We start from the raw sequence: 21,393 nt of genomic DNA on the forward strand, positions 1-21,393 counted from the left end.
TGTTATTGTTTTAACAAAAAATCAACATAAACTTTACATATTTTTCAATATATTGAGCCACTCTAAAACTAATTTAACTAACACAATGATTTCAAAATCAATTAAAGCTGCACTCTTATGCAGCATTGTACTTTTTGCTAGTTGCAAAAAAGACGAAAAACAAACCGAGGACAAAGAAGAAACAACAACTATGAGTGACAATGTTTTGTTGCAAGAATGGACAGGTCCTTATGAAGGTGTTCCTGCATTTGACAAAATGAATGTAGCGGACATTAAAGATGCTGTAGAAAAAGGTATGGAATTAAATCTTGCCGAAATTGAGGTTATTGCTAATAGTACTGAACCTGCAACTTTTGAAAACACTATTGTTGCAATGGAAGCTTCAGGCAAAACTTTAAATGATGTGTTTAATTACTATGGTATATTAAGTAGTAATATGTCATCTCCAGAATTTAGAAAAATTCAAGGTGAGTTAGCTCCGAAATTATCTGATTTTTCTTCAAAAATATCTCAGAATTCAAAGTTATTCCAACGAGTTAAAACCGTTTATGATGCGTCTCAAAAAACACCTTTAGAATCAGAGGCTCAACGCGTTGTAGATTTAACTTACAAGAGTTTCGAAATGAATGGTGCAAACTTAGATGCTACCAAAAAAGAGCGTTATGCAGCTATTAATAAAGAATTATCTAGCTTATATAATGATTTTTCTGATCACGTTTTACATGATGAAGAAAACTATGTTACTTTTTTAACAAAAGATCAATTAAGTGGTCTTGCTGACGGATTTGTGAAGTCGGCTGCTAAAATAGCGTCTGATAAAGGACAAGATGGTAAATATGCAATTACAAACACTCGTTCTTCAATGGATCCTTTTTTAACGTATTCTACAGAGCGTGAATTACGTAAGCAAGTATGGACTAACTATTATTCTCGTGGAGATAATGGTGATGAATATGATAACAACAAACTTATTGCTCAAATACTTAAACTCCGTAGAGAACGTGTTGAACTTTTAGGATATGATAATTACGCACAATGGCGTTTACAAGATCGTATGGCAAAAACACCAGAAAACGCTATGGCTTTAATGAATGCTGTTTGGCCTGCTGCTATTGGTCGTGTTGCTGAAGAAGTTGCAGATATGCAAACTGTTGCAAATGAAAATGGTGATAATATTACTATCGAACCTTGGGATTACAGATTTTATGCTGAAAAAGTACGTAAGAAAAAATACGATTTAGATAGTGATGAAGTAAAGCAGTATTTACAATTAGATAAATTAACTCAAGCTTTATTTTACACAGCTGGCCGATTATTCAACTATAAATTCACACCAGTTGAGGAAGGTAAAGTTCCTGTATTTCATGAAGATGTAAAAGTTTGGGAAGTAACTGATCAAACTTCAGGAAAGCATATTGGCTTATGGTATTTAGATCCTTATGCTAGAGAAGGAAAACGTTCTGGAGCTTGGGCAACAACGTATAGAAGTTATACATCTTTCGAAGGAGAAACTAATGTATTGGCTTCTAATAATTCAAACTTTGTTAAACCTGCACCTGGTGAAGCTGTACTAGTTTCATGGGATGATGCGACTACTTTTTTCCATGAGTTTGGACATGCACTTCACTTCTATTCTAGTAATGTGAAATATCCAACTCTTAATGGAGGGGTAAGAGATTACACTGAATTCCAATCGCAATTATTAGAGCGTTGGTTATCTACAGATGAAGTTATTAATCAGTTTTTAGTTCATAATAAAACTGGTGAACCTATTCCTGCATCGTTAGTTGCAAAAATCAAAAAGGCATCAACATTTAACCAAGGTTTTGGAACTACTGAATATTTAGCATCTGCATTAATGGATATGAAATTACATATGGCAGATCCAAAAGATATTGATATTGACAAGTTTGAACGTGAAGCTTTAGCAGAACTTAATATGCCTAAAGAATTACCAATGCGTCATAGAACGCCTCATTTTGGACATGTATTTTCAGGTGAAGGTTATGCAACTGCATATTATGGTTATATGTGGGCAGACGTGCTTACAAGTGATGCTTCTGAAGCATTTAAAGAAGCTCCAGGAGGATTCTACGATGAAGACGTAGCATCGAAATTAGTTAAGTATTTGTTTGCTCCTAGAAACGCTATGGACCCAGCTGAAGCTTATCGCCTATTTAGAGGTCGTGATGCTAAGATTGAAGCATTAATGAGAGATAGAGGATTTCCTGTACCAACAACAAAGTAAATAGAATACATATACAAAGATTCCCGTTATCTAATTTAAACCTTAGGTAACGGGAATTTTTATTAAAATCAAGGATGCAATTTTGAAACCTTGATTACGTTTTCTAGTTATTAAACCATCATAGAAAATGAAATCTTATAAAAAAATCATTCTAAGTCTTCCCGAATACCTTTTAGTTGCAGCAGTTCTTTTTTATTGGATGTCTGCGGGACTAGTAGTTAATTATATTGCTATTGGATTAATAACCGCTTTAGTTTTACAAATGATATTTAAAAATAAAGTCGTTGGAATCGCAATACCTCTTCTTTTAATTTTAACTTGTTTGTATATGTTATTGGCACTGATTTCAGAGTTTAGTGAGTTTCCAAGTTTCAATTCTGAAGCTAAAACATTATTATTTGTAGGCTTGGGTTATTTCTTAACAACCATGCTAGTTTCCGTAATCATGATTTATAAATATGCAGTATTACCAACGAAACGAACACATTCCTGATTGTTTGAAGTTATTCAAGTTTTATCTTTATACAAACTAGGTAAACTAATTTTAAATTTTACAGCTAGTAAGCGAATCACAATTACAATCGTTCCTGCAATTACAAATACAAGGTGAGTATCTGCCATAAATTCACGGAGTATGAAATAGGTTAAGCCACCTAAAATACAAGCAGTGGCATAAATTTCTTTTCTAAAAATTACGGGAATTTCATTACATAATATATCTCTTATTACACCACCAAAACATGCCGTTATGGTTCCTAATGAAATACAAATAATAGGATGCAAATCAGCAACAACTCCCGTTTCAATACCAACAACAGTATACAGACCAATTCCTATAGTATCAAATAGAAATAGTGACTTACGTAAATAGTTCAACTTATTTTTTAATAGGACAGCAAATACAGTAGCACCAAAAATCACATACACATAAGTCATATTTGTCATCCAAGAAACAGGCTGGATTCCTATTAAAATATCTCGTAATGAGCCTCCTCCTACTGCTGTAACAAAAGCAATAATGAGCACACCAAATGGGTCCATTTTCTTATTAAGTGCAACGAGTACACCAGAAATAGCAAAAGCTAAGGTTCCTAAAATATCTAAAATTTGAAAAAACATTACATCCCTTGTGTATAGTAGTTATAATCTTTGAGAATTGTATCTATAAATTGAATATCATTTCCTTTATAGTTTTTAAGCTCTATAACTTCAATAATTTTCGTTCTGAGTTTAATAAGTGTGTCATAGTCTCTTGCAGCCTTAGCTCTAACATAGGTTTCTTTGATTATACGAGCATCGTTGTCTGAAAGATTAATAACTGTAGGATATGTTGGCACATAATCATCTGCTAATTCTTCAAGAATGGTATGACTGATATTGACATTATTCTTTAAAGTAATGACCGAAGTTCCTGCTGTCATATCACCTAATCGCTGACTTTTTTTACTAGTTACAATTGCAATTAAAGCAACAACACCAGACATCATATTTAAATCTACAATTCTAAAAAACCAACGCACCAAATAATCGGCTAAAGCAGCTTGATATCCATCTATCTTCACCACTTTAATTTTCATTATCCGTTTCCCTATGGTTTGTCCGTCAAGAAAGGTTTCAAAAATCAAGGAATAAAAAACAACAGGTAGGTAGAAGGACACATAAATTGCGACTTGAGACCATTGGTCCATATCAATAATCATATCATCAATTTCAAATAAATTAAATACAATTTGATAGGTAACTATTGCATATGCAATTTTAATTATCAAATCAATTATATATGCCAAAATGCGTTCTCCAACGCTTGCTGCGATGAAATTTATATTAACGTTTTGTGTAGTATTTATTTGTAACTCTACCATTAATTGCTTTAATTTGAATGCATATGAGAGAAGTCGCATTTATTAAACAAAATAAAGAAAAATGGCTCAATTTCGAAAAGGCTATTTTTGGAAAAAATCTTAAAAATCCTGATGAACTTGCATCGCTTTATATTCAGTTAGTAAATGATTTATCTTATGCTCAAACTTACTATCCCAAAAGTAAAACAATTCTTTATTTAAACAACTTAGCAGCCAAAGCTTTTCAAAAAATTTATAAAACAAAACGTGAAGACAAGAATCGTTTTGTTTATTTCTGGAAAATCGAAGTGCCACTTATCGTTTATGAATACAGACGTTATATTGGTTATGCATTCGCTATTTTTTTAAGTTTTGTGGCTATCGGAGCGTTGTCTGCAGCTTATGACGATTCCTTTGTTAGACTTATACTTGGAGATGATTATGTCAATATGAGCTTGGAAAACATTGAAGCTGGTGATCCAGTAGCTGTGTACAAAAGTGGCAGTAATTGGGGAAGTTTTATTGGGATTACACTAAATAACCTCTATGTAGGTATAAAATCTTTTATTTATGGCGTTTTTGGAGGTCTTGGCACTGCATTAGTAATGTTATACAACGGAATTATGGTTGGTGCATTTCAGTTCTTTTTCTATCGAGAAGGTGTGTTTTGGGAAAGTGTTAGAGGTATCTGGATTCATGGCTCTATGGAAATTTTCGCTATAGTGATTGAAGGTGCTGCAGGACTAATTTTAGGTGCTAGCATTTTGTTTCCAAAAACATATTCTAGAATGACATCTTTTAAAATGGGTGTTAAAAATGGTGTGAAAATTTTAATTAGCACCTTCCCTTTTACTATTGCTGCTGGCTTTCTAGAAGGTTACGTTACTAGATATTCTAATACCATGCCTAATTGGCTATCTGTTACCATCATTTTATTGACACTAAGTCTCATATCATTTTACTATTTAGTTTATCCGTTTATTCTTAACCATAAAATCAAAAAAGAAAATGCAATTATATAAGTCTCGGGATTTTGGATCATTTTTTCAAGATACCTTTGCGTTTTTAAAACTAAACGGAAAACACCTGTTTAAAAACTTTTTCATCATTAATGGTATCTTCCTATTAATCTTAATGGTTATGGGATATTTCTTCAGTAAATTTTACACAGAAGTTATTTTTGGAGGTATCGTAAGCGGCAATACAAATGCAATGGATGAGTACATGAATGAAAATGCTGGGTTATTTGGTTTGCTTGTTATTGTTTTCATAATTGTAGGCTTAATTGCAAGTATCATCTCCTATTCTTTCATTCCAATCTATCTTAAATTATACGCTAAAAACAATGGTAAAAGTTTTAATGCCACAGATATCATTGACCAGTACAAACTCAATATCGGTAAAATCTTTATTTTTCTAATTTGCGGAATTCTCATTGCTATTCCTATTGGTTTGGTCGCTGGAATTGTTAGTTTTATTCTTGCAATTACTATTATAGGAATATTTTTATTACCTCTTGTAATTGGTGCTCTAAGCTTACTTTACCAATCGACACTTATGGAATACCTTGAAAATAAAAAGGGAATTTGGGCAAGTTTCGGATATGCATGGTCGCTAATGACTTCAAAATTTTGGCCAGCAATTGGTTGCGTAGGTATCTTTTTCGCGATGAGTTACATCACACAGTACATTGTAGCTATAATTCCATACATTTTTGGCATGATCGATTTATTTACAGGAATAGAATCATCAGGAGTAAATCCAAATCCTAATGATGTTGGTAAAACAATGACTGTTATAATGGTTGCTGTTTTTCTTCTCACCTTTTTAGTTAGCAGTATTTTAAATGTTATTGTACAAATTAATCAAGGTGTCGTTTTTTATAGTCTTAAAGAAGATAATGAAAACATAAATACCAAAAGCGATATTGACTTAATAGGAGCTGGTGAATAAATTGAACTATCTATATATCATCCTTTTTTTCTTCGGAATGTCATTCAATTGCAATGCTTTTAGCATTGATACAGTTGAAATGGAAGCACAAACACTTCAAGACTCTGTTTATATTGATACAGAATCACAAGATAAACGCGAGTTTGAAAACCTCAATGAAAAATATAATAGTGATGAATTTATTTACGAACGTTCTGTAGAAAATTCAGGTTGGTGGTCTCGATTTAAGCAATGGCTGTCTGACTTTTTTAAAGACTTGTTCAATTTCAATTCTGACGCAAAAGCATCTGATTTTACAAACATTGCATTAAAGATATTTTATGTCGTTATCTTTTTGTTAGTCGTCTATTTTATTGTAAAAGCCATTATCAACAAAGAAGGAAATTGGGTATTTGGAAAATCGTCAGACAAAAGCATAATTCCAGTTACCGATATCGAAAACAATATTTATGAAACCGATTTCAAGACCTTAATCAATACTGCTGAAAGTGAAAACAATTACCGATTAGCAATTAGGTATTATTACTTATGGTTACTTAAAACAATGTCAAAAGAAGAAATCATAGAATATGATGTAGAGAAAACCAACAGCGATTACTACTTTGAAATCAAACAAGAAGACACAAAGAAAGAGTTTTCATATACATCTTATCTCTACAATTATATTTGGTATGGCGAATTTGATATTGACGAACCTCAATTCAACAAAGCCAAAAAGGCATTCACTCATTTTTTAAATTCAATAAAAGGATGAGTAAAACGCTAAAAATATATGTTGGGATATTGATATTACTCTTTCTGGGTATTATAGTAATTGAGTTCACTACACCTCCTCCAGTCAACTGGCAAAAAACCTATAACGAAACAGATAAAATTCCCTATGGTACGTTTATATTCTATGAAGAGTTAGATAATTTATTTCCTGAAAGCAAAGTACAAGACGTAAGAGTTACACCTTACGAGTATTTTGACGACTACTACAGTTGGGAAGACAGCTCTTATCTTACAACTGGAACTTATATGGTTATTGATGAATTCGTCAATATTGATAATACCTCAGCACAGGAATTATTGGACTTTGCCTCATTTGGGAACGACATTTTTATATCTAGTAATTATTTCCCACAACGACTTACAGATTCACTAGGATTTGACACTCAAAACGATTATACTTTTGATGGCAACGGTGAATTCACATTAACTAGTCCATCATTCAAAAACGATTCTATAAACATAACCAAAGGCTTAAATAATATTTACTTTTCTGAAATAGACACACTTTACACAACCGTTTTAGGTCATCAAAAGTTTTCAGACTCCATACATGTGAATTATATTAGAACATCTTGGGGAGACGGTTATTTCTATCTCCATTTACAGCCTGTTGCTTTTACAAATTATCACCTTCTAAAAAAAGACAATAATAAATACGCGTCGAGTGTCATGTCATATCTAAGTGATGATACTATTTATTTTGACTCAAGGAATAAATTAGGCAAAGAACTAGGTTCATCTCCTTTGCGTTTTGTATTAAGTCAACCACCATTGCGATGGGCTTGGTATCTGGTTTTAATAACAACAGTATTATTTATGATTTTTAATGCCAAACGAAAACAGCGCATTGTAAAAGTCATAAATCCCTTGAAAAACACAACTGTAGAATTCACAAAAACCATTGGGAATTTGTATTATGAAACTAAAGATCACGACAATCTAATTGAGAAAAAAATCACCTATTTCTTGGAGTATATTCGTCGTGTATATTATTTAGACACGCAGATATTAGATGACAAATTTGTAAAGAACCTATCTTTAAAATCTGGTGAAGACCAAGTGAAAGTAAAAAAACTAGTTAACCAAATCGCCTATTTAAAGGCAAAAACGCCTTGTAATGAAGGTGACTTATTACGATTAAACAAAGCTATTGAAGATTTTTATACCACATAAATTATGGAACATTTAGACGAGAACCAAAACGAAGAATTAACACCTAAAAGTGAACAGCAAGATGCGCCTCTTTCACCTGAGAACGCACCTAGTGAAACTTCAGAACCTACAGAAAACGCGGTAAACGATATCAGTTTTAAAAATCGAATTGATTTAACTGAGTTGCAACAAGGTGTTGCACTCGTTAAAGGCGAAATCAGCAAGGTTATTGTTGGTCAGAAGGAAATGATAGATATGCTCATCGCTTCCATTCTTGCAAATGGACATTCGCTTATTGAAGGCGTTCCTGGAGTAGCAAAAACTATTTCGGCAAAGCTCTTAGCAAAATCTTTGGATATTGGATTTAGTAGGATTCAGTTTACTCCAGATTTGATGCCAAGTGACATTTTGGGAACATCTGTTTTCAATATGAAAAATTCTGAATTTGAATTTAAACAAGGTCCGATTTTTTCTAATATGATTCTCATTGATGAGATTAATAGAGCGCCTGCAAAAACACAAGCCGCTTTGTTTGAAGTAATGGAAGAACGCCAAATTACAATCGACGGACAAAAATTTAAAATGGAATTACCATTCATAGTTTTAGCAACACAAAACCCCGTTGAACAAGAAGGCACATATCGATTACCTGAAGCACAATTAGATCGTTTTTTATTCAAAATAGATATTGATTATCCTGATGTAGACGAAGAAATAGAAATCTTAAATAGAGAACACAATTTACAAGGTGGTGTAAAAACAGATCAGGTGACTGCACATTTAAGTAGAGCACAAATCAATAGATTTCAAGGCTTAGTAGATCAAATCATTATTGAATCGCACCTTATAAAATATATTGCAGATATGATTGTAAGCACACGTAATAATCCATTCTTGTATTTGGGAGCTTCGCCTAGAGCATCAATTGCCATATTAAAAGCAAGTAAGGCTTTTGCTGCAATGAGTGGACGTGATTTCGTGACACCAGAAGACATAAAACGATCAGCAATTCCAGTATTACAGCATCGTGTTATCGTAACACCAGAACGCGAAATGGAAGGCGTGACTACAAAACAAATTATAAGACAAATTATTGAAGCTGTAGAAATACCAAGATAGTTTTATGGATTTAACTCAACATTGTAAAATTTGCGATAATAAAATCATTGATTTTAAGATAGGAACTCTCTGTGAATTAACAGATAAGAAACCTGACTTCCAAAATAAATGTGGTGTTATCAAATTAGATGTTGAATTTGAAAAAGAAATTATAAATGTGAATATCGAATATGAAGCTGTTTTGAAGACAAAAACTAATACAATTGGACATTTAGTGATGTATTCAATTATAGCGTTAGCTCCATTAATAGGTGGTTTTCTTTTAGGGAAATTTGTATTTGAAAATGGTGTAATATCAACTGTACCCTTAATTATTATGGGAATTGGTTTAGGTCCATTAGCAATAGCATTTGGTCCTTTAAACCTCTATAATACTAACTTAAAGATTGCTAAAAAAAAGAAAAATAATTTAGATGACTTATGCAAAATGTATGGTTATCGCTATGGTATAGACATCACGCATTTAAAAGATAGCTTAGGTAATAAATCATATGAAACTGATTTAAAAATTAGAAAAACCAGTAATACCCTTTGAAAAATTTGAAACGAATTAAACCTTTTTACTTACGGAATAGATTCTTTTATGCTTGCATAGTCATAATGGTGTTGTTTGTTTTGAGTTTTATCTTTCCAAGAGGTTTTGCTGTGGTAAAATTGCTATTGCTATTATTGGTAACGCTTACCATTCTTGATACAATACTTCTGTTTGCAGCAAAAAACGGAGTTAAAGGAACTAGAATATTACCAGAGAAATTTTCTAATGGTGATGAAAACCCTGTACGAATTGCCATCAATAATTATTATACGTTTAATGTAGAGATAAACATTATTGACGAAATCCCAGAACAATTTCAAGTCCGAAACTTTGGAATTAAACGCAAGCTAGAACCTTCTAGTTCTTCAGAAATCGAATACAAACTAAGACCTGTAGAACGTGGTGAATATCATTTTGGAAAACTAAACATTTATGTTACATCTGTTTTTGGCTTAATCTCTCGTCGATTTACATATGATGACCATGCTATGGTTCCAACCTATCCGAGTTTTATGCAATTGCGTAAATACGATTTGATTGCCATTAGTAATAACTTACATCAATATGGCATCAAAAAAATACGAAAGATTGGTCATACAATGGAGTTTGAGCAAATCAAAGAATATGTTCTAGGTGATGATTTACGTACCATAAACTGGAAAGCGACTGCAAAACGTAGTCAGTTAATGGTGAATCAGTTTCAAGATGAAAAATCACAACCTGTATATTCTATTATAGATAAAGGGCGTGTCATGAAAATGCCTTTTGAAGGGTTAACCTTATTAGATTATGCAATTAACGCAGCTTTAGTAATTTCTAATGTCGCACTTAAAAAACAGGATAAAGCAGGTATTTTGGCCTTTTCTAAAAAGGTTGAAAATATTGTAGTTGCAGAAAAGCGAACGTCTCAAATGAATCTTATTTTAGAAACACTCTACAATGTGAATACCGATTTTTTTGAAACGGATTATAGTCGATTGTATGCTGACGTCAAACGAAACATCAATCATAGAAGTTTGATGCTTCTTTATACCAATTTTGAAACCTTAGATAGTTTACATAGACAGTTACCTTATTTAAAAGGTATTGCAAAAAATCATCTATTAGTTGTTATTTTCTTTAAAAACACAGAGCTTAATCAAATTATTACTGATCCAGCAGAAACTGTTCAACAAGCTTATGACAAAGTAATAGCTGAGAAATTTGCCTTTGAAAAAAGATTGATTGTTAATGAACTTCAAAAATATGGAATTCAATCAATACTGACTTCTCCTCAGGATTTAACTATCGATACCATTAATAAGTACCTCGAGATTAAAGCTAGAGGCTTATTATAAGCGTTTTCTACAACTCATCCACAAATACTAACACTTCGGTTAAACACTTTATGTAAAGTTCTCATTTCGGTTGATATTTGACTCATCAATAACAATCAAACCATTAAAACCACATATTATGAAAACTTTACTTTTATCAATCGCATTTGTATTTATCTCAACGTTAGGATTTTCTCAAGACACAGAAACTCAGGATGGTCAAACAATTACCATAACAGTATCTAATCTGAAAAACAGCAACGGAAAAGTAACCTTAGCACTTCATAATGGAGATACTTTCATGAAAGCTGACGGTATACAAAACGCAGAAAGCAATATTACTTTCGGAAAAGCTACAATAACATTTACTAATGTAGAACCAGGTGAATATGCTGTTTTAGTATTGCATGATGAAAATGAAAACGAAAAAATGGATTTTGACGCTAATGGAATGCCTCAAGAAGCTTACGGAACATCAGGAATTACTAATAGATTTGGACCACCTTCATATAACGATGCGAAGTTCAACCTAGACAATGAAGACTTAGAATTATCAATCAAATTATAAAACAATCATCAATCAATCAATCAATCAATCAATCAATCAATCAGAACAAAAAGAGTCTTTTAATTAAGGCTCTTTTTTTATTACCAATATAATCTAAACATCAAATTAGGTGTAAATCCTAGAGAGAATTTATCGATAACTTCTATATCATTATTAAAGTCATTGTTACCTGAGTATTCTCTACTTATCAAATTGTTTCTGTTATACACATTCCTGATTGAGAAACCTACTTTACCTCTTAGCTTATTATCATCAGAAAAATTAAAAGAATAGGTTGATGAAAAATCTAAGCGATGATAATCTGGTAATCGTTTTGTATTGATGCCTTCATTAAATTCTAAACCATCAGTTCCAAGAGTTGATCCTGTAAATGGTTTCCCTGTTTGCCATCTCCAGCCTAAAGCCATTTCGAAGTTTGAGATTTTATAACTCAATGACGTTGAAACCGAGTGAATAACATTAGATCTAGACGTAAATGAATTATCGTTATTTAAGTTGCGATAGGTGCTTTCAGAATCATTAAATGAATAACTCACCCAAGAATTAAAACCATTAAAGCGTTTTCTTAAAAACACATCTACGCCATAGATTGTTTGTTCACCCAAATTAAACTGGCTGTTCTGCGGATTCAAAAACCCAAACGATAAAGCCGTTATGTTATCTAAAGTTTTATAATAATTATCAATATCGAATGTCCAACCATTTTTGGCATATATGAAACCTAAGGATACTTGTTTACTATTAATAATAGGAAAATCATTACCATTTGCCAATCGCCAAAGTCTGTTTTCTAATGATAGATCGCTTATAATAGTTTCATCAATTTCACTAATAATTTGATTTTTAATCTCTCCAGAAACCTGAAGCTTTACATTCTTAAACAATTGCTTATACACTAGTAATCTAGGTTCAAATCGATAGGTATCTAATTCATCAAAATAAGTTGCTCTGGCGCCAAAAGACAAATCAAATAATTTTGGGTTTTTATACTCGTAATTGGCATACAAACTATGCGTTTGAACTTTAGATTCATCTTGATCTAAAATAAACTCTAGATTAGTTGTGTTTTTAAATGAGTAACCAACATCTTTAAGAACATACTGATAACCTAAAGTTATAGCGTTTTTAGTATTAATTTTTTGTTGAAATTCTGTTGAAATACCTGAATCGAAAATCAGGTTTCGTTTTTCAAAATCTGATGTTTCTTGATCGTTTGTAGAAGTTATATAATTATAATTCAGTTCGTAATCTGAAAAATAAGCAACAGTAGACTGCTTCAAATTGGTATTCCATTGTTTATCCCAACCAAAGCTATAGCCTGTGTTTTTAATGGACATACGATCATTAAATGCTTCATTTGTTTCAGAATCATTTACGGTGTAGTCCAATTGATTATCAATAGAAATCAAACTCGCAAACAAGCTATTATTAGCATTAGGTTTAAAATTCAATTTGACATTATAGTCTAAAAAACTAAAATCATTATTAGGATTGTCTCCATTTTCAATTTTGGTGCTTTCAAATACTTTGTCAGCCAATCTATCAAAAGTTACTGATTGATATAAATTAGTATAACTAGATCTGACTGACGCTTGAATACCTAGTTTATCTTTTATAATCGGTGCGTCAAAATAGGCATCTCCATTAATACCATTAAATCCAATTTGAGCTTTAAGTTCATCTTCAATATTGGTGTTGGTGGTCATCGAAACAACACTTGAAGCACGTTCGCCATATCTTGGATGAGATCCCTTATTAATGAACGTAACACTTTTTGTTGCATTAGGATTAAAAGGAGAAATCATCCCAAAGAGATGTCCTTTATGATACATATTAATACCATCCCAAATAAGTCGGTTTTGATCTATCTTTCCTCCTCTTACCAAAAAACCAGAGGCTGTTTCGTTTGGACTAACAACTCCTGGTAATAATTGAATACTTTCTAAAACGTCTGGCTCTGTAAGACCAGGTAAAATGCCAAGACTTCTTGGATTTATTTGATAGGAACCATCCTTCCGTTTTGAAATCCCTTTGGTTAAATAACTATTAATTATGACCTTTTCTAATTCTTGAATATTTGCCTCTTCCCTATTATTATTGACAATTATATATCTGTTATCGATAATTTCAAACCTAAGATCCGTCTGCATTTCAATTTCTAAAAGGACTTGATTTAAAGAGCGTTTTTCTTTTTTTAGAAAAATTATTTTGTCTGATAAAATGTTATCATAGTAAGAAAATCTTACATCATAAACCTCTTCAATTAATTCAAAAGCATTTTGTAAAGTTTCTGAATTGAAACTAATGTAAAATTTAGCCTCTTCTTGCGAAAAGGCTAAATTAGGTAGTGCTAATAAAAAGCAAATAATCAATTTTTTCACTTTACACTCAAATAGATGTTTCCTTTTTCTTTTTCAAAATATTGTATCTGTAAAGATTTGAAAACTGTTTTTAATGCAGTATTCAAATTCTTATGACTAAAACTACCTGTATATATCATACTATCATCAATAGTATCTGAATTTATTTCAATATTGTATTGTGATTCTAAAGCTGAAATTACATATTTCAAAGGCACACTTTTAAAACTGCTTTCTCCATGTATCCAACTCGGATTAGAATCAGCATTATCCCATTTTTCTATGGAATAACCGTTAATTCTTCGAACTGAATTTGTTGGTAATAAAATATAATCTTCATTTTTAGTTTGCACACTTACCTTACCTTCAAAACAAACTACTTCAAATAAATCCCTTACAGTGTTCACATTAAACTGTGTTCCTAAAACTTGAACATTTCCGTTATCTGTGACTACAGTAAAGGTACTTCCTTTTTTAACTTTAAAATAAGCTTCCCCTTTAAGTTTTAAAGTTCTATCGTTTTCCCAGTTATCTTCATCGTAAGTTAAGGTAGATTTGGAGTTTATAATGACTTCAGAACCGTCTAATAAAGCGATGGTTTTTTGTTCACCATAATTGGTTTCAATTGTGACAATATCATTTCCTAAGATTGTAAATAACCCAAAAAACAAGATAACAGATGCTGCAATACCTATGAGCCAAGTATTAGCATTTAAATTGCGAACTTTTCCTTTTTTATTAGAGATGTGTTCTTGAATTTTAGTAAAAGATGGGTCAGTAGAAGCTTCTAAATCGTCATAGACCTCAAGGCCTTTTCTAATTTTTAGAAACGACTTGTAATCGGTTTCAGAAACCAATCTTTTTAGCTCATTATCAGAGAGTTCTCCCTCTAACCATTGGGCTAAAAATGTTTCGTTATTGTTATGTAATTCTGTATTTTTCATTGCTTATCTACTATTATGACAACTGTATTGAATAAAACCCTACCTAAAATTTTATTTTTTTAAACATTCCCTATATGTTCTCTTATAACCAATAAAGCTGAATGCATTCTTTTTTCCACAGCTTTAACTGAAATACCTAACAGATCTGAAATCTCTTTGTATTTCTTTTTTTCAATTCTATTTAATAAAAAAACTTCTTTTTGCTTTTCAGGAAGTGAATCTATGGTACGTTGTAATTTATCCATAAACTCTTTCTCTAACATTATAAATTCTGGAGACTCATTAGTTTGATGACTCACATTATTTAACTGATGATTACGGACGACTTTTTCGTGCTTTATTGTATTTAAAAAAGTATTAGTTGCCACAGTATATAGATAACTTTTTGCTTTTTCATAATTTACCTTACTACAATTATCCCAGAGCTTAATAAAAGCCTCTTGTAATATGTCTTCAGCTTTATCAACATCCTGAGTCTTATAATAAATAAAGCACCTTATATCTTTTGCATACGTTTGGTAGAGGGTTTCAAAAGTTTTTGAATGACAAATATTATGTTGATCTTTAGGCATTATTTGTTTTGAAAGTGGATGCATCAAAACTAACTAAAAAAAATTTAGAGAAAAAAGTAGGGTATTTTTTTTTAGAGTTGTCTTAGTTATAATTAATCGCTAAAAAACATATTAACCAAAAAATTTCTATGATGAAAAATTTCAAATTATTTCTTTTCAGTTTTGTTTTAATTGCAGGTTTTCTAACCTCATGTTCAAACAACGAATCTGTTGTTGATGAACAAAACATTGACGAAACTGAAGCTATTACACAATCTTTAAACCGACTAGCAGAACAATTTAATGATGAAGGATATGTTATCGCATCTGAAAACCCTTCAGGAAACATTGTATTTGATTTCTGTTTTGATTTTGTATACCCATTAAACTTATCTTATAACAATGGTACTACAGTTAGTATTGCTAGTTTAGATGACTTAATTACTATTCTTATTAATTCTACTGATGACTTATATATTAGTGGAGTTGAATTCCCATTTGATGTTGAAGTATATAATGATGATTCTGACGCTATTGAAATTGTAACTATTAATAATGAAGATGAATTTTTTGATTTATTAGAAGATTGTGATTTTGATTCTATTGATGAATGTGATTGTGAAGATGAAGTTGATCCTGTTTGTGTTGAAGTACAAGATCCAACTGGAGAAAGTTTTATTATTACATACCCAAATGAATGTCTTGCATTTTGCGATGGTTTTACAGAAGCTGATTTTGCTGAAAATTGTGAAGATGATTACAACTGTCCAGGTGGTAATGAATGTTTTGAATTTGTTTACCCAATTACAATTTTAACAGATGACAATCAAACCATAACAATAAACTCTCAAGAAGAATTAGATAGTGCCTTATATAACGTTTACTACTTTGATTTTGTATATCCATTTGAAGTTACTACAGAAGAAGGAGACGTTGAATTTATTGAAGACTTTGAAGATTTTGAAGATCTTTTAGAAGATTGCTTTTATGACGGAAATGATGACGATTGCGAATGTGAAGATGAAGAATTTGACCCAGTATGTGTTGAAGTAGAAAATCCTAATGGTGTTATAGAAATCTTTACTTTCCCTAATGAATGTATAGCAGAATGTGAAGGATTCGATTCTGAAGACTTTATAGACTGTGGAAATACTGGTGGATGCGATTGTGAAGATGAAGAATTTGATCCAGTATGTGTTCAAGTTGAATTTGAAGGACAATTGGTAACTTATACATTCCCTAATGCATGTATCGCTGAATGTGAAGGATTTGATTCAGAAGATTTTGTAGATTGTGAAGATGACACTAATCCTAACAATTGTAGTGAAGAAGAAGTATTTGCTTATTTATTAGAATGTAACTGGTATATTAATACTAGCCTTTACGATAATGTAAATGCTGAGTATGCTCAATTTTCACAAGATGGTTCTGTTACAATATATAGTGATGGATCAAACGATGGTGTAAGTGGAACTTGGGGCTTCTTACCGCCTAATCCTGCTGGAGACATATCTATGTTCTTTAATGTTACAAGTTCACCATTCGACATGATTTCTGAATTAGATTGGACTGTTTCTATATGTAGTGAAGGGTTTATCGTATTAGAATCTGGTAATGAATTTATCCAGTTAGAACGTGATTGTGACTAAGATAATAAAGTTGATTTTTTTTATAAACGAAAAGCCCTTGAGATTAAAATCTTAAGGGCTTTTTTATTGTATTCTTAATTAAATACTTTCTCCCAACCAGGCTTTCATCATCCAAACAGTTTTTTCCTGTTCTGTAATAAAACCACTCATCATTGAGTTCGTTCCTTCATCGTTAGCATCATTAGAAGTTTCTAAAATTTGGCGCTCAATTTTTAATAACTCAGATAAAGACGCTACAATCAGCTGTACTGCTTTTTCATCTTGAGAAACATCCTTTCCAACAGGTACTATTGCAGCTTTAGCATAATCTTCAAATGTATGCAATGGCGTTTCACCCAATGTCAAAATACGTTCTGCTATTTCATCTACTTTAATATTAGCATCTGTATACAACTCTTCAAATTTGACATGTAAATCAAAAAAGCGTTTTCCCTTTATATTCCAATGTATACCTCTTAGATTTTGATAATATATTTGGAAATTGGCTAGCAAGTGATTTAAATCGCCTGCTATTAATTTTGTCTTTTTGGTATCTAAACCTATACTATTTAGTTTCATATCTCTATTGTTTTTGTTTATGCAAATTTAAATTACAATTAATTTAATTAATTATAGTTTTTATGAATAGTTTTTATATCTTTATAGTCTAAATGAATAACGAATGACAATTACACAATTAAATTACGTTCTAGCCATTGCAGAACATAAAAACTTTACAAAAGCAGCAGAAAAATGTTTTGTTACACAACCAACGTTAAGCACGCAAATACAAAAGCTTGAAGATGAGCTTGATATACTAATTTTTGATAGAAGTAAAAAACCAATTGAACTTACTGATGTTGGTCGAAAAATAGTACTTCAGGCAAAAAATATAGTTGACGAGTCTGAGCGTATTCAAGATATCGTAGACCAACAAAAGGGATTTATTGGTGGAGAGTTTAAACTTGGTATCATTCCAACGGTAATGCCTACGCTTCTGCCTATGTTTTTAAAAGCATTCATTAAAAAATATCCTAAGGTGAAACTTAAAATTGAAGAGCTCACCACAGAAGAAATTATAACAAGAATTAATGATGGACATTTAGATGCAGCGATTGCAGCTACACCTTTAACTTTAGATACCATTAAAGAGCGTGTTCTGTATTACGAACCATTTGTAGCATATGTGCCTAATGACCACAGGCTCAACAGTTATAAGAAAATAGAAACTGCAGACTTAGATATTAACGACATGCTTTTATTAGAAGATGGACATTGTTTTAGAGATGGTGTAATTAATCTATGCAAAACATTTAAAAATCATACCGATGATCAATTTCAATTAGAAAGCGGAAGTATTGAAACATTAATTAAACTTTCTAATGAAGGCTTAGGCATGACCTTGCTTCCATATTTACATACTATGGATCTCAGTGATAAACAAAAAGAAAAATTACGTTATTTTAATGATCCTTCTCCAGCTCGCGAAGTAAGTGTTATATATCATAAAAACGAATTGAAGATGCAAATTATTGATGCGCTTCACAATGTGATTTCAGGTATAATTCGAGGAGCAATAGCTTTTCAAAATGTAGACATTGTTAGTCCGCTACCAGCTAAGGTTTAAACTATATGTATTAAAAAAAGCGACTCGTAAGTCGCTTTTTTTTTATGCTTTTAGTAATATTAAACATTGATTTAATTCTGGGTTCTGTAAAATTAAAGATTTTATGTAAATCTTAAGCTCCTCTATCTCATAAGGTAATAAACGATCGAGTGCTTTTTTTAACTCCTTACAGAACAACGTGGCATCAAAACTTACTTTTGAGAGTACAGTTTTAGTGTACTCGAACATTGCTCTTGACATAATTTAAAATTGATTTAGGTTTTAGTTGAGTAGTGTTAAAGTATAGGCTTACAGTTTTGATTACATCTAAATTTAGTAAAAAAAATGATTGCTTGGTCTTCATAAAGAAAATTTTAACAGTAAATGTCTTCAGTTTTTACTTACAAAAACGCATTTAACTTCAACAAACATATAGGTTTATTAATGTTTAATAACTTTTAAAGTTTCTGCTTTTAAATCTGAAAACACTTTCACAAAGTAAATTCCAGTTCTAAGAGCACTCATGTCTATTTGATTCACATTTTCCTTGAGAACCTCTAATACTTTACGTCCTTCAATATCGTAAACACTTACAGCATCTATTGTAAATTCAGCCTTAACCGTTAAAACATCATTAACTGGATTTGGATATACTTTAATCTTAGACAAACTATAGTCTGATGTTCCAAGATTATCTTCTGCTATTATTGTAGTATAATTGTTAGTAATTACAGGTGCGTTAAAATCGAAATAAATCTCCGCCTGAGTAGAAAATTCATCACCTAGAACTAAGCTTTGTAGTGTTCTAATTTTATAAACGAGATAACCATCATTATTAGCATCATCAATAGGCAGTTGTATGTTTTCAAATATAAATTCTACATCATTAGATGCATTTATCCTAGTAAAATAATCATGACTTCCATCAATTGGCACCAATGTACTTATATCAAATTTTGTGACGTCAATCGTGTTTTTTACGACAACATTTACAGCGCTTGCTGTTCCTAAGTTTTCAAAACGAATTAAGTAATGCACATATTTACCAACGTCTTCAGGTGCAATTATTTCGCCTTCTAAACATCGAATATCGTTAGGATCAAAAGAGTTAACAACAGTCTGTTTTAGCTCAAATGAATTATCACTTGGTGTTTCATCATCATCAATTAAAGGAGATATCGTAGCTGTGAATCCTAATTCGTCTCCATCATTTAACGGAAAAATTGGGTCTGTAGGTGTGTTCAAATTAAAGGTTACTTCAATTTCTCTAGTTTCAAAAGGCGCTAAATCTACAAAGTTCCATGATAAGACATTATTTGCTTCACTATCGTTAGTTGGTGATGCTGAAATAAATTGTACAACATCAGAATTCAAACTGTAATCAAAATCAACAGAACCAGATAAGGACGTATTTCCTTTGTTTTTATATATGATTTTATAACTGGCATCAAATCCTGGAACAGCAGAACTTAATTGAATAATAACTAATTCTAAATCATTGTAAACACCATTTGGTGTGATGCAAAAATCTTGATTATATGGACTTGTATCTTGAGGAAAACTTACTGAAACGTTATTTTGCGAAAATGAAAAATAGGTCGAATTTTCAAATACTGGTGTTATAGTATGGGTTCCTGGCGAAAGAGGAATACCATAAGTCCCAGAAGCATTAGAAATATAGGTCCAAGTATTTGTTCCATTGGCAATGTTAAACTTTAAACTTGGATATAAGTAATCATTGATATCACATCCATCAAGATTTGTATCAACTTTATTTTCTCCGTTAATTACATAATAGTCTCCTCCTGGTGTTAATGAGCAGTATGAATTAAAAACTGTTGAATTTGAATCATCAGAAAAAATATTTGATTGAAAAAAATCAATTTCATCTTCATCAAGACATATGTAGTCTACATCTAATATCCCATAATATTCAATAAAATCATCATTAATAACACCATTTTTGAGATTCAAAAACTCTAACTGGCTTAAATCTTCAAAATTCAAAGTACCTAAACTAGTATTCTGACTTAGATCTAGGTTAATCAAATTATTGAATCCATTTAATGATAATAAACTCAAATTAATATTATTTGATAAATCTAAGTCCACATCATCTCTATAATACAAGTACAAATTCACTAAATTTATATTTTGGTCAAAATTTAAATTTTGTATTGAAGAACCACCATAAAGCACAAATACTTCTAAATTAATATTATTAGTTAGGTCTAATTGAGTTAAGGAAGGCCAAAACAAATTAATTGTTTTCAAATTAATAAAACTGCTTAAATCTATACTTGTAAATTGTGGCATTGTGTCTTCAATAGATAAATCCTCAAGATTCGCCTCACATTGACAATTATCTAAATTAAGAGTGGATAGACTATATGCTCCATATAATCCTAAGTTATTTAGATTAGGCGTATTACTAATAATTAATTCATTAACACTAGTATCAGAAACCGTTATTACTTCAAGGCTTTGAAAATCACTGATTGTGATTGTCGATATATTCATGGTATTTCCAATTTGTAAATAAGTAATATTCGTAAAAGATGACAATCCCTCTAATGAATTTACTTGGAGACTTTGTGTAAAGTCTCTAATATATAAATTAGAAAGTGCTTCCGCTTCACTAACTTGAATTTCACCGTCACCATTTATATCAATAACAGGTTCATGTTGAAGTAAAATACTTTTAAAATCTGCATCTGGAACATTTACTACTTGAGAATTGCCTACAAGAATCGTAAATAGTAATATGAGAAAGAGCATTAATGATTTCATATTGTTAG

Annotated in this window: 20 protein-coding genes; 12 read left to right on the forward strand and 8 right to left on the reverse strand. The window is 31.3% G+C overall.

Annotated features, from left to right (window positions below):
- Positions 1-85 precede the first annotated feature (85 nt).
- Both RH81_RS00910 and RH81_RS00915 read left to right on the forward strand, forming a co-directional pair.
- Positions 86-2,248: a M3 family metallopeptidase gene (locus tag RH81_RS00910; RefSeq protein ID WP_033956323.1), complete on the forward strand. Its 2,163-nt coding sequence runs from the start codon at positions 86-88 to the stop codon at positions 2,246-2,248.
- Between the two features lie 127 nt (positions 2,249-2,375).
- Positions 2,376-2,741, forward strand: a complete 366-nt coding sequence (locus RH81_RS00915; RefSeq protein ID WP_033956325.1) for a hypothetical protein — start codon at positions 2,376-2,378, stop codon at positions 2,739-2,741.
- Positions 2,742-2,755: 14 nt separating this feature from the next.
- Here the strand turns inward: RH81_RS00915 and RH81_RS00920 are convergent, their stop codons facing one another.
- Positions 2,756-3,367, reverse strand: a complete 612-nt coding sequence (locus RH81_RS00920; RefSeq protein ID WP_033956327.1) for a trimeric intracellular cation channel family protein — start codon at positions 3,365-3,367, stop codon at positions 2,756-2,758.
- The gene (locus RH81_RS00925) at positions 3,367-4,110 is read right to left on the reverse strand and encodes an RDD family protein (protein ID WP_033956329.1); all 744 of its coding nucleotides are present in this window, start codon (positions 4,108-4,110) and stop codon (positions 3,367-3,369) included. Before RH81_RS00925 ends, RH81_RS00920 begins: the two co-directional genes overlap by 1 nt.
- Positions 4,111-4,133: 23 nt before the next feature.
- Between RH81_RS00925 and RH81_RS00930 the strand changes: the two genes are divergently transcribed.
- The 8 genes from RH81_RS00930 (at position 4,134) to RH81_RS00965 (ending at position 11,506) form a co-directional block, all read left to right on the forward strand.
- Positions 4,134-5,111, forward strand: coding sequence for a stage II sporulation protein M (locus tag RH81_RS00930; protein ID WP_033956793.1), 978 nt, complete (start codon positions 4,134-4,136; stop codon positions 5,109-5,111).
- On the forward strand, positions 5,098-6,042 hold the full coding sequence (locus tag RH81_RS00935; RefSeq protein ID WP_033956331.1) for a hypothetical protein: 945 nt from the start codon (positions 5,098-5,100) through the stop codon (positions 6,040-6,042). Before RH81_RS00930 ends, RH81_RS00935 begins: the two co-directional genes overlap by 14 nt.
- Entirely contained in the window at positions 6,035-6,796 is a 762-nt protein-coding gene (locus tag RH81_RS00940) for a DUF4129 domain-containing protein (RefSeq protein ID WP_152604759.1), read from the forward strand. The genes RH81_RS00935 and RH81_RS00940 overlap by 8 nt, the downstream gene beginning before the upstream one ends.
- Positions 6,793-7,989 carry a DUF4350 domain-containing protein gene (locus RH81_RS00945; protein ID WP_033956333.1) on the forward strand — a complete coding sequence of 399 codons (1,197 nt, stop codon included), beginning with the start codon at positions 6,793-6,795 and terminating at the stop codon, positions 7,987-7,989. Before RH81_RS00940 ends, RH81_RS00945 begins: the two co-directional genes overlap by 4 nt.
- Before the next feature lie 3 nt (positions 7,990-7,992).
- Positions 7,993-9,087, forward strand: a complete 1,095-nt coding sequence (locus RH81_RS00950; RefSeq protein ID WP_081988153.1) for an AAA family ATPase — start codon at positions 7,993-7,995, stop codon at positions 9,085-9,087.
- A 4-nt stretch (positions 9,088-9,091) separates the two neighbouring features.
- A complete protein-coding gene (locus tag RH81_RS00955) occupies positions 9,092-9,622 on the forward strand; it encodes a hypothetical protein (RefSeq protein ID WP_033956336.1) in 531 nt (176 codons plus the stop codon).
- Between the two features lie 5 nt (positions 9,623-9,627).
- Complete coding sequence (locus RH81_RS00960; RefSeq protein ID WP_033956797.1) at positions 9,628-10,959, forward strand: DUF58 domain-containing protein; 1,332 nt, start codon at positions 9,628-9,630, stop codon at positions 10,957-10,959.
- 118 nt (positions 10,960-11,077) lie between these two features.
- Positions 11,078-11,506 (forward strand): DUF2141 domain-containing protein, encoded by a 429-nt coding sequence (locus tag RH81_RS00965; RefSeq protein WP_033956339.1) that lies wholly within the window; start codon positions 11,078-11,080, stop codon positions 11,504-11,506.
- Positions 11,507-11,586: 80 nt separating this feature from the next.
- On the opposite strand, the gene RH81_RS00970 is transcribed toward RH81_RS00965, so the two are convergent.
- Genes RH81_RS00970 through RH81_RS00980 form a run of 3 tightly spaced genes read right to left on the reverse strand, consistent with a single transcriptional unit; the run spans position 11,587 to position 15,382 of the window.
- The gene (locus tag RH81_RS00970; protein ID WP_033956341.1) at positions 11,587-13,887 is read right to left on the reverse strand and encodes a TonB-dependent receptor domain-containing protein; all 2,301 of its coding nucleotides are present in this window, start codon (positions 13,885-13,887) and stop codon (positions 11,587-11,589) included.
- Positions 13,884-14,810: a FecR family protein gene (locus RH81_RS00975; protein WP_052172352.1), complete on the reverse strand. Its 927-nt coding sequence runs from the start codon at positions 14,808-14,810 to the stop codon at positions 13,884-13,886. The genes RH81_RS00970 and RH81_RS00975 overlap by 4 nt, the downstream gene beginning before the upstream one ends.
- A gap of 59 nt (positions 14,811-14,869) precedes the next feature.
- Positions 14,870-15,382: an RNA polymerase sigma factor gene (locus RH81_RS00980; RefSeq protein ID WP_033956801.1), complete on the reverse strand. Its 513-nt coding sequence runs from the start codon at positions 15,380-15,382 to the stop codon at positions 14,870-14,872.
- Between the two features lie 128 nt (positions 15,383-15,510).
- Between RH81_RS00980 and RH81_RS00985 the strand changes: the two genes are divergently transcribed.
- Positions 15,511-17,010 (forward strand): hypothetical protein, encoded by a 1,500-nt coding sequence (locus RH81_RS00985; protein WP_033956344.1) that lies wholly within the window; start codon positions 15,511-15,513, stop codon positions 17,008-17,010.
- Between the two features lie 78 nt (positions 17,011-17,088).
- Here the strand turns inward: RH81_RS00985 and RH81_RS00990 are convergent, their stop codons facing one another.
- Positions 17,089-17,568: a Dps family protein gene (locus RH81_RS00990; RefSeq protein ID WP_033956347.1), complete on the reverse strand. Its 480-nt coding sequence runs from the start codon at positions 17,566-17,568 to the stop codon at positions 17,089-17,091.
- Positions 17,569-17,671: 103 nt separating this feature from the next.
- Between RH81_RS00990 and RH81_RS00995 the strand changes: the two genes are divergently transcribed.
- Positions 17,672-18,616 (forward strand): hydrogen peroxide-inducible genes activator, encoded by a 945-nt coding sequence (locus RH81_RS00995; RefSeq protein ID WP_033956350.1) that lies wholly within the window; start codon positions 17,672-17,674, stop codon positions 18,614-18,616.
- Between the two features lie 42 nt (positions 18,617-18,658).
- On the opposite strand, the gene RH81_RS17235 is transcribed toward RH81_RS00995, so the two are convergent.
- A complete protein-coding gene (locus tag RH81_RS17235; protein ID WP_081988155.1) occupies positions 18,659-18,856 on the reverse strand; it encodes a hypothetical protein in 198 nt (65 codons plus the stop codon).
- A 180-nt stretch (positions 18,857-19,036) separates the two neighbouring features.
- A complete protein-coding gene (locus RH81_RS01000; protein WP_033956352.1) occupies positions 19,037-21,385 on the reverse strand; it encodes a DUF7619 domain-containing protein in 2,349 nt (782 codons plus the stop codon).
- Positions 21,386-21,393: the final 8 nt, after the last annotated feature.

The sequence above is a fragment of the Psychroserpens jangbogonensis genome, from assembly GCF_000797465.1.
Lineage (GTDB): Bacteria > Bacteroidota > Bacteroidia > Flavobacteriales > Flavobacteriaceae > Psychroserpens > Psychroserpens jangbogonensis.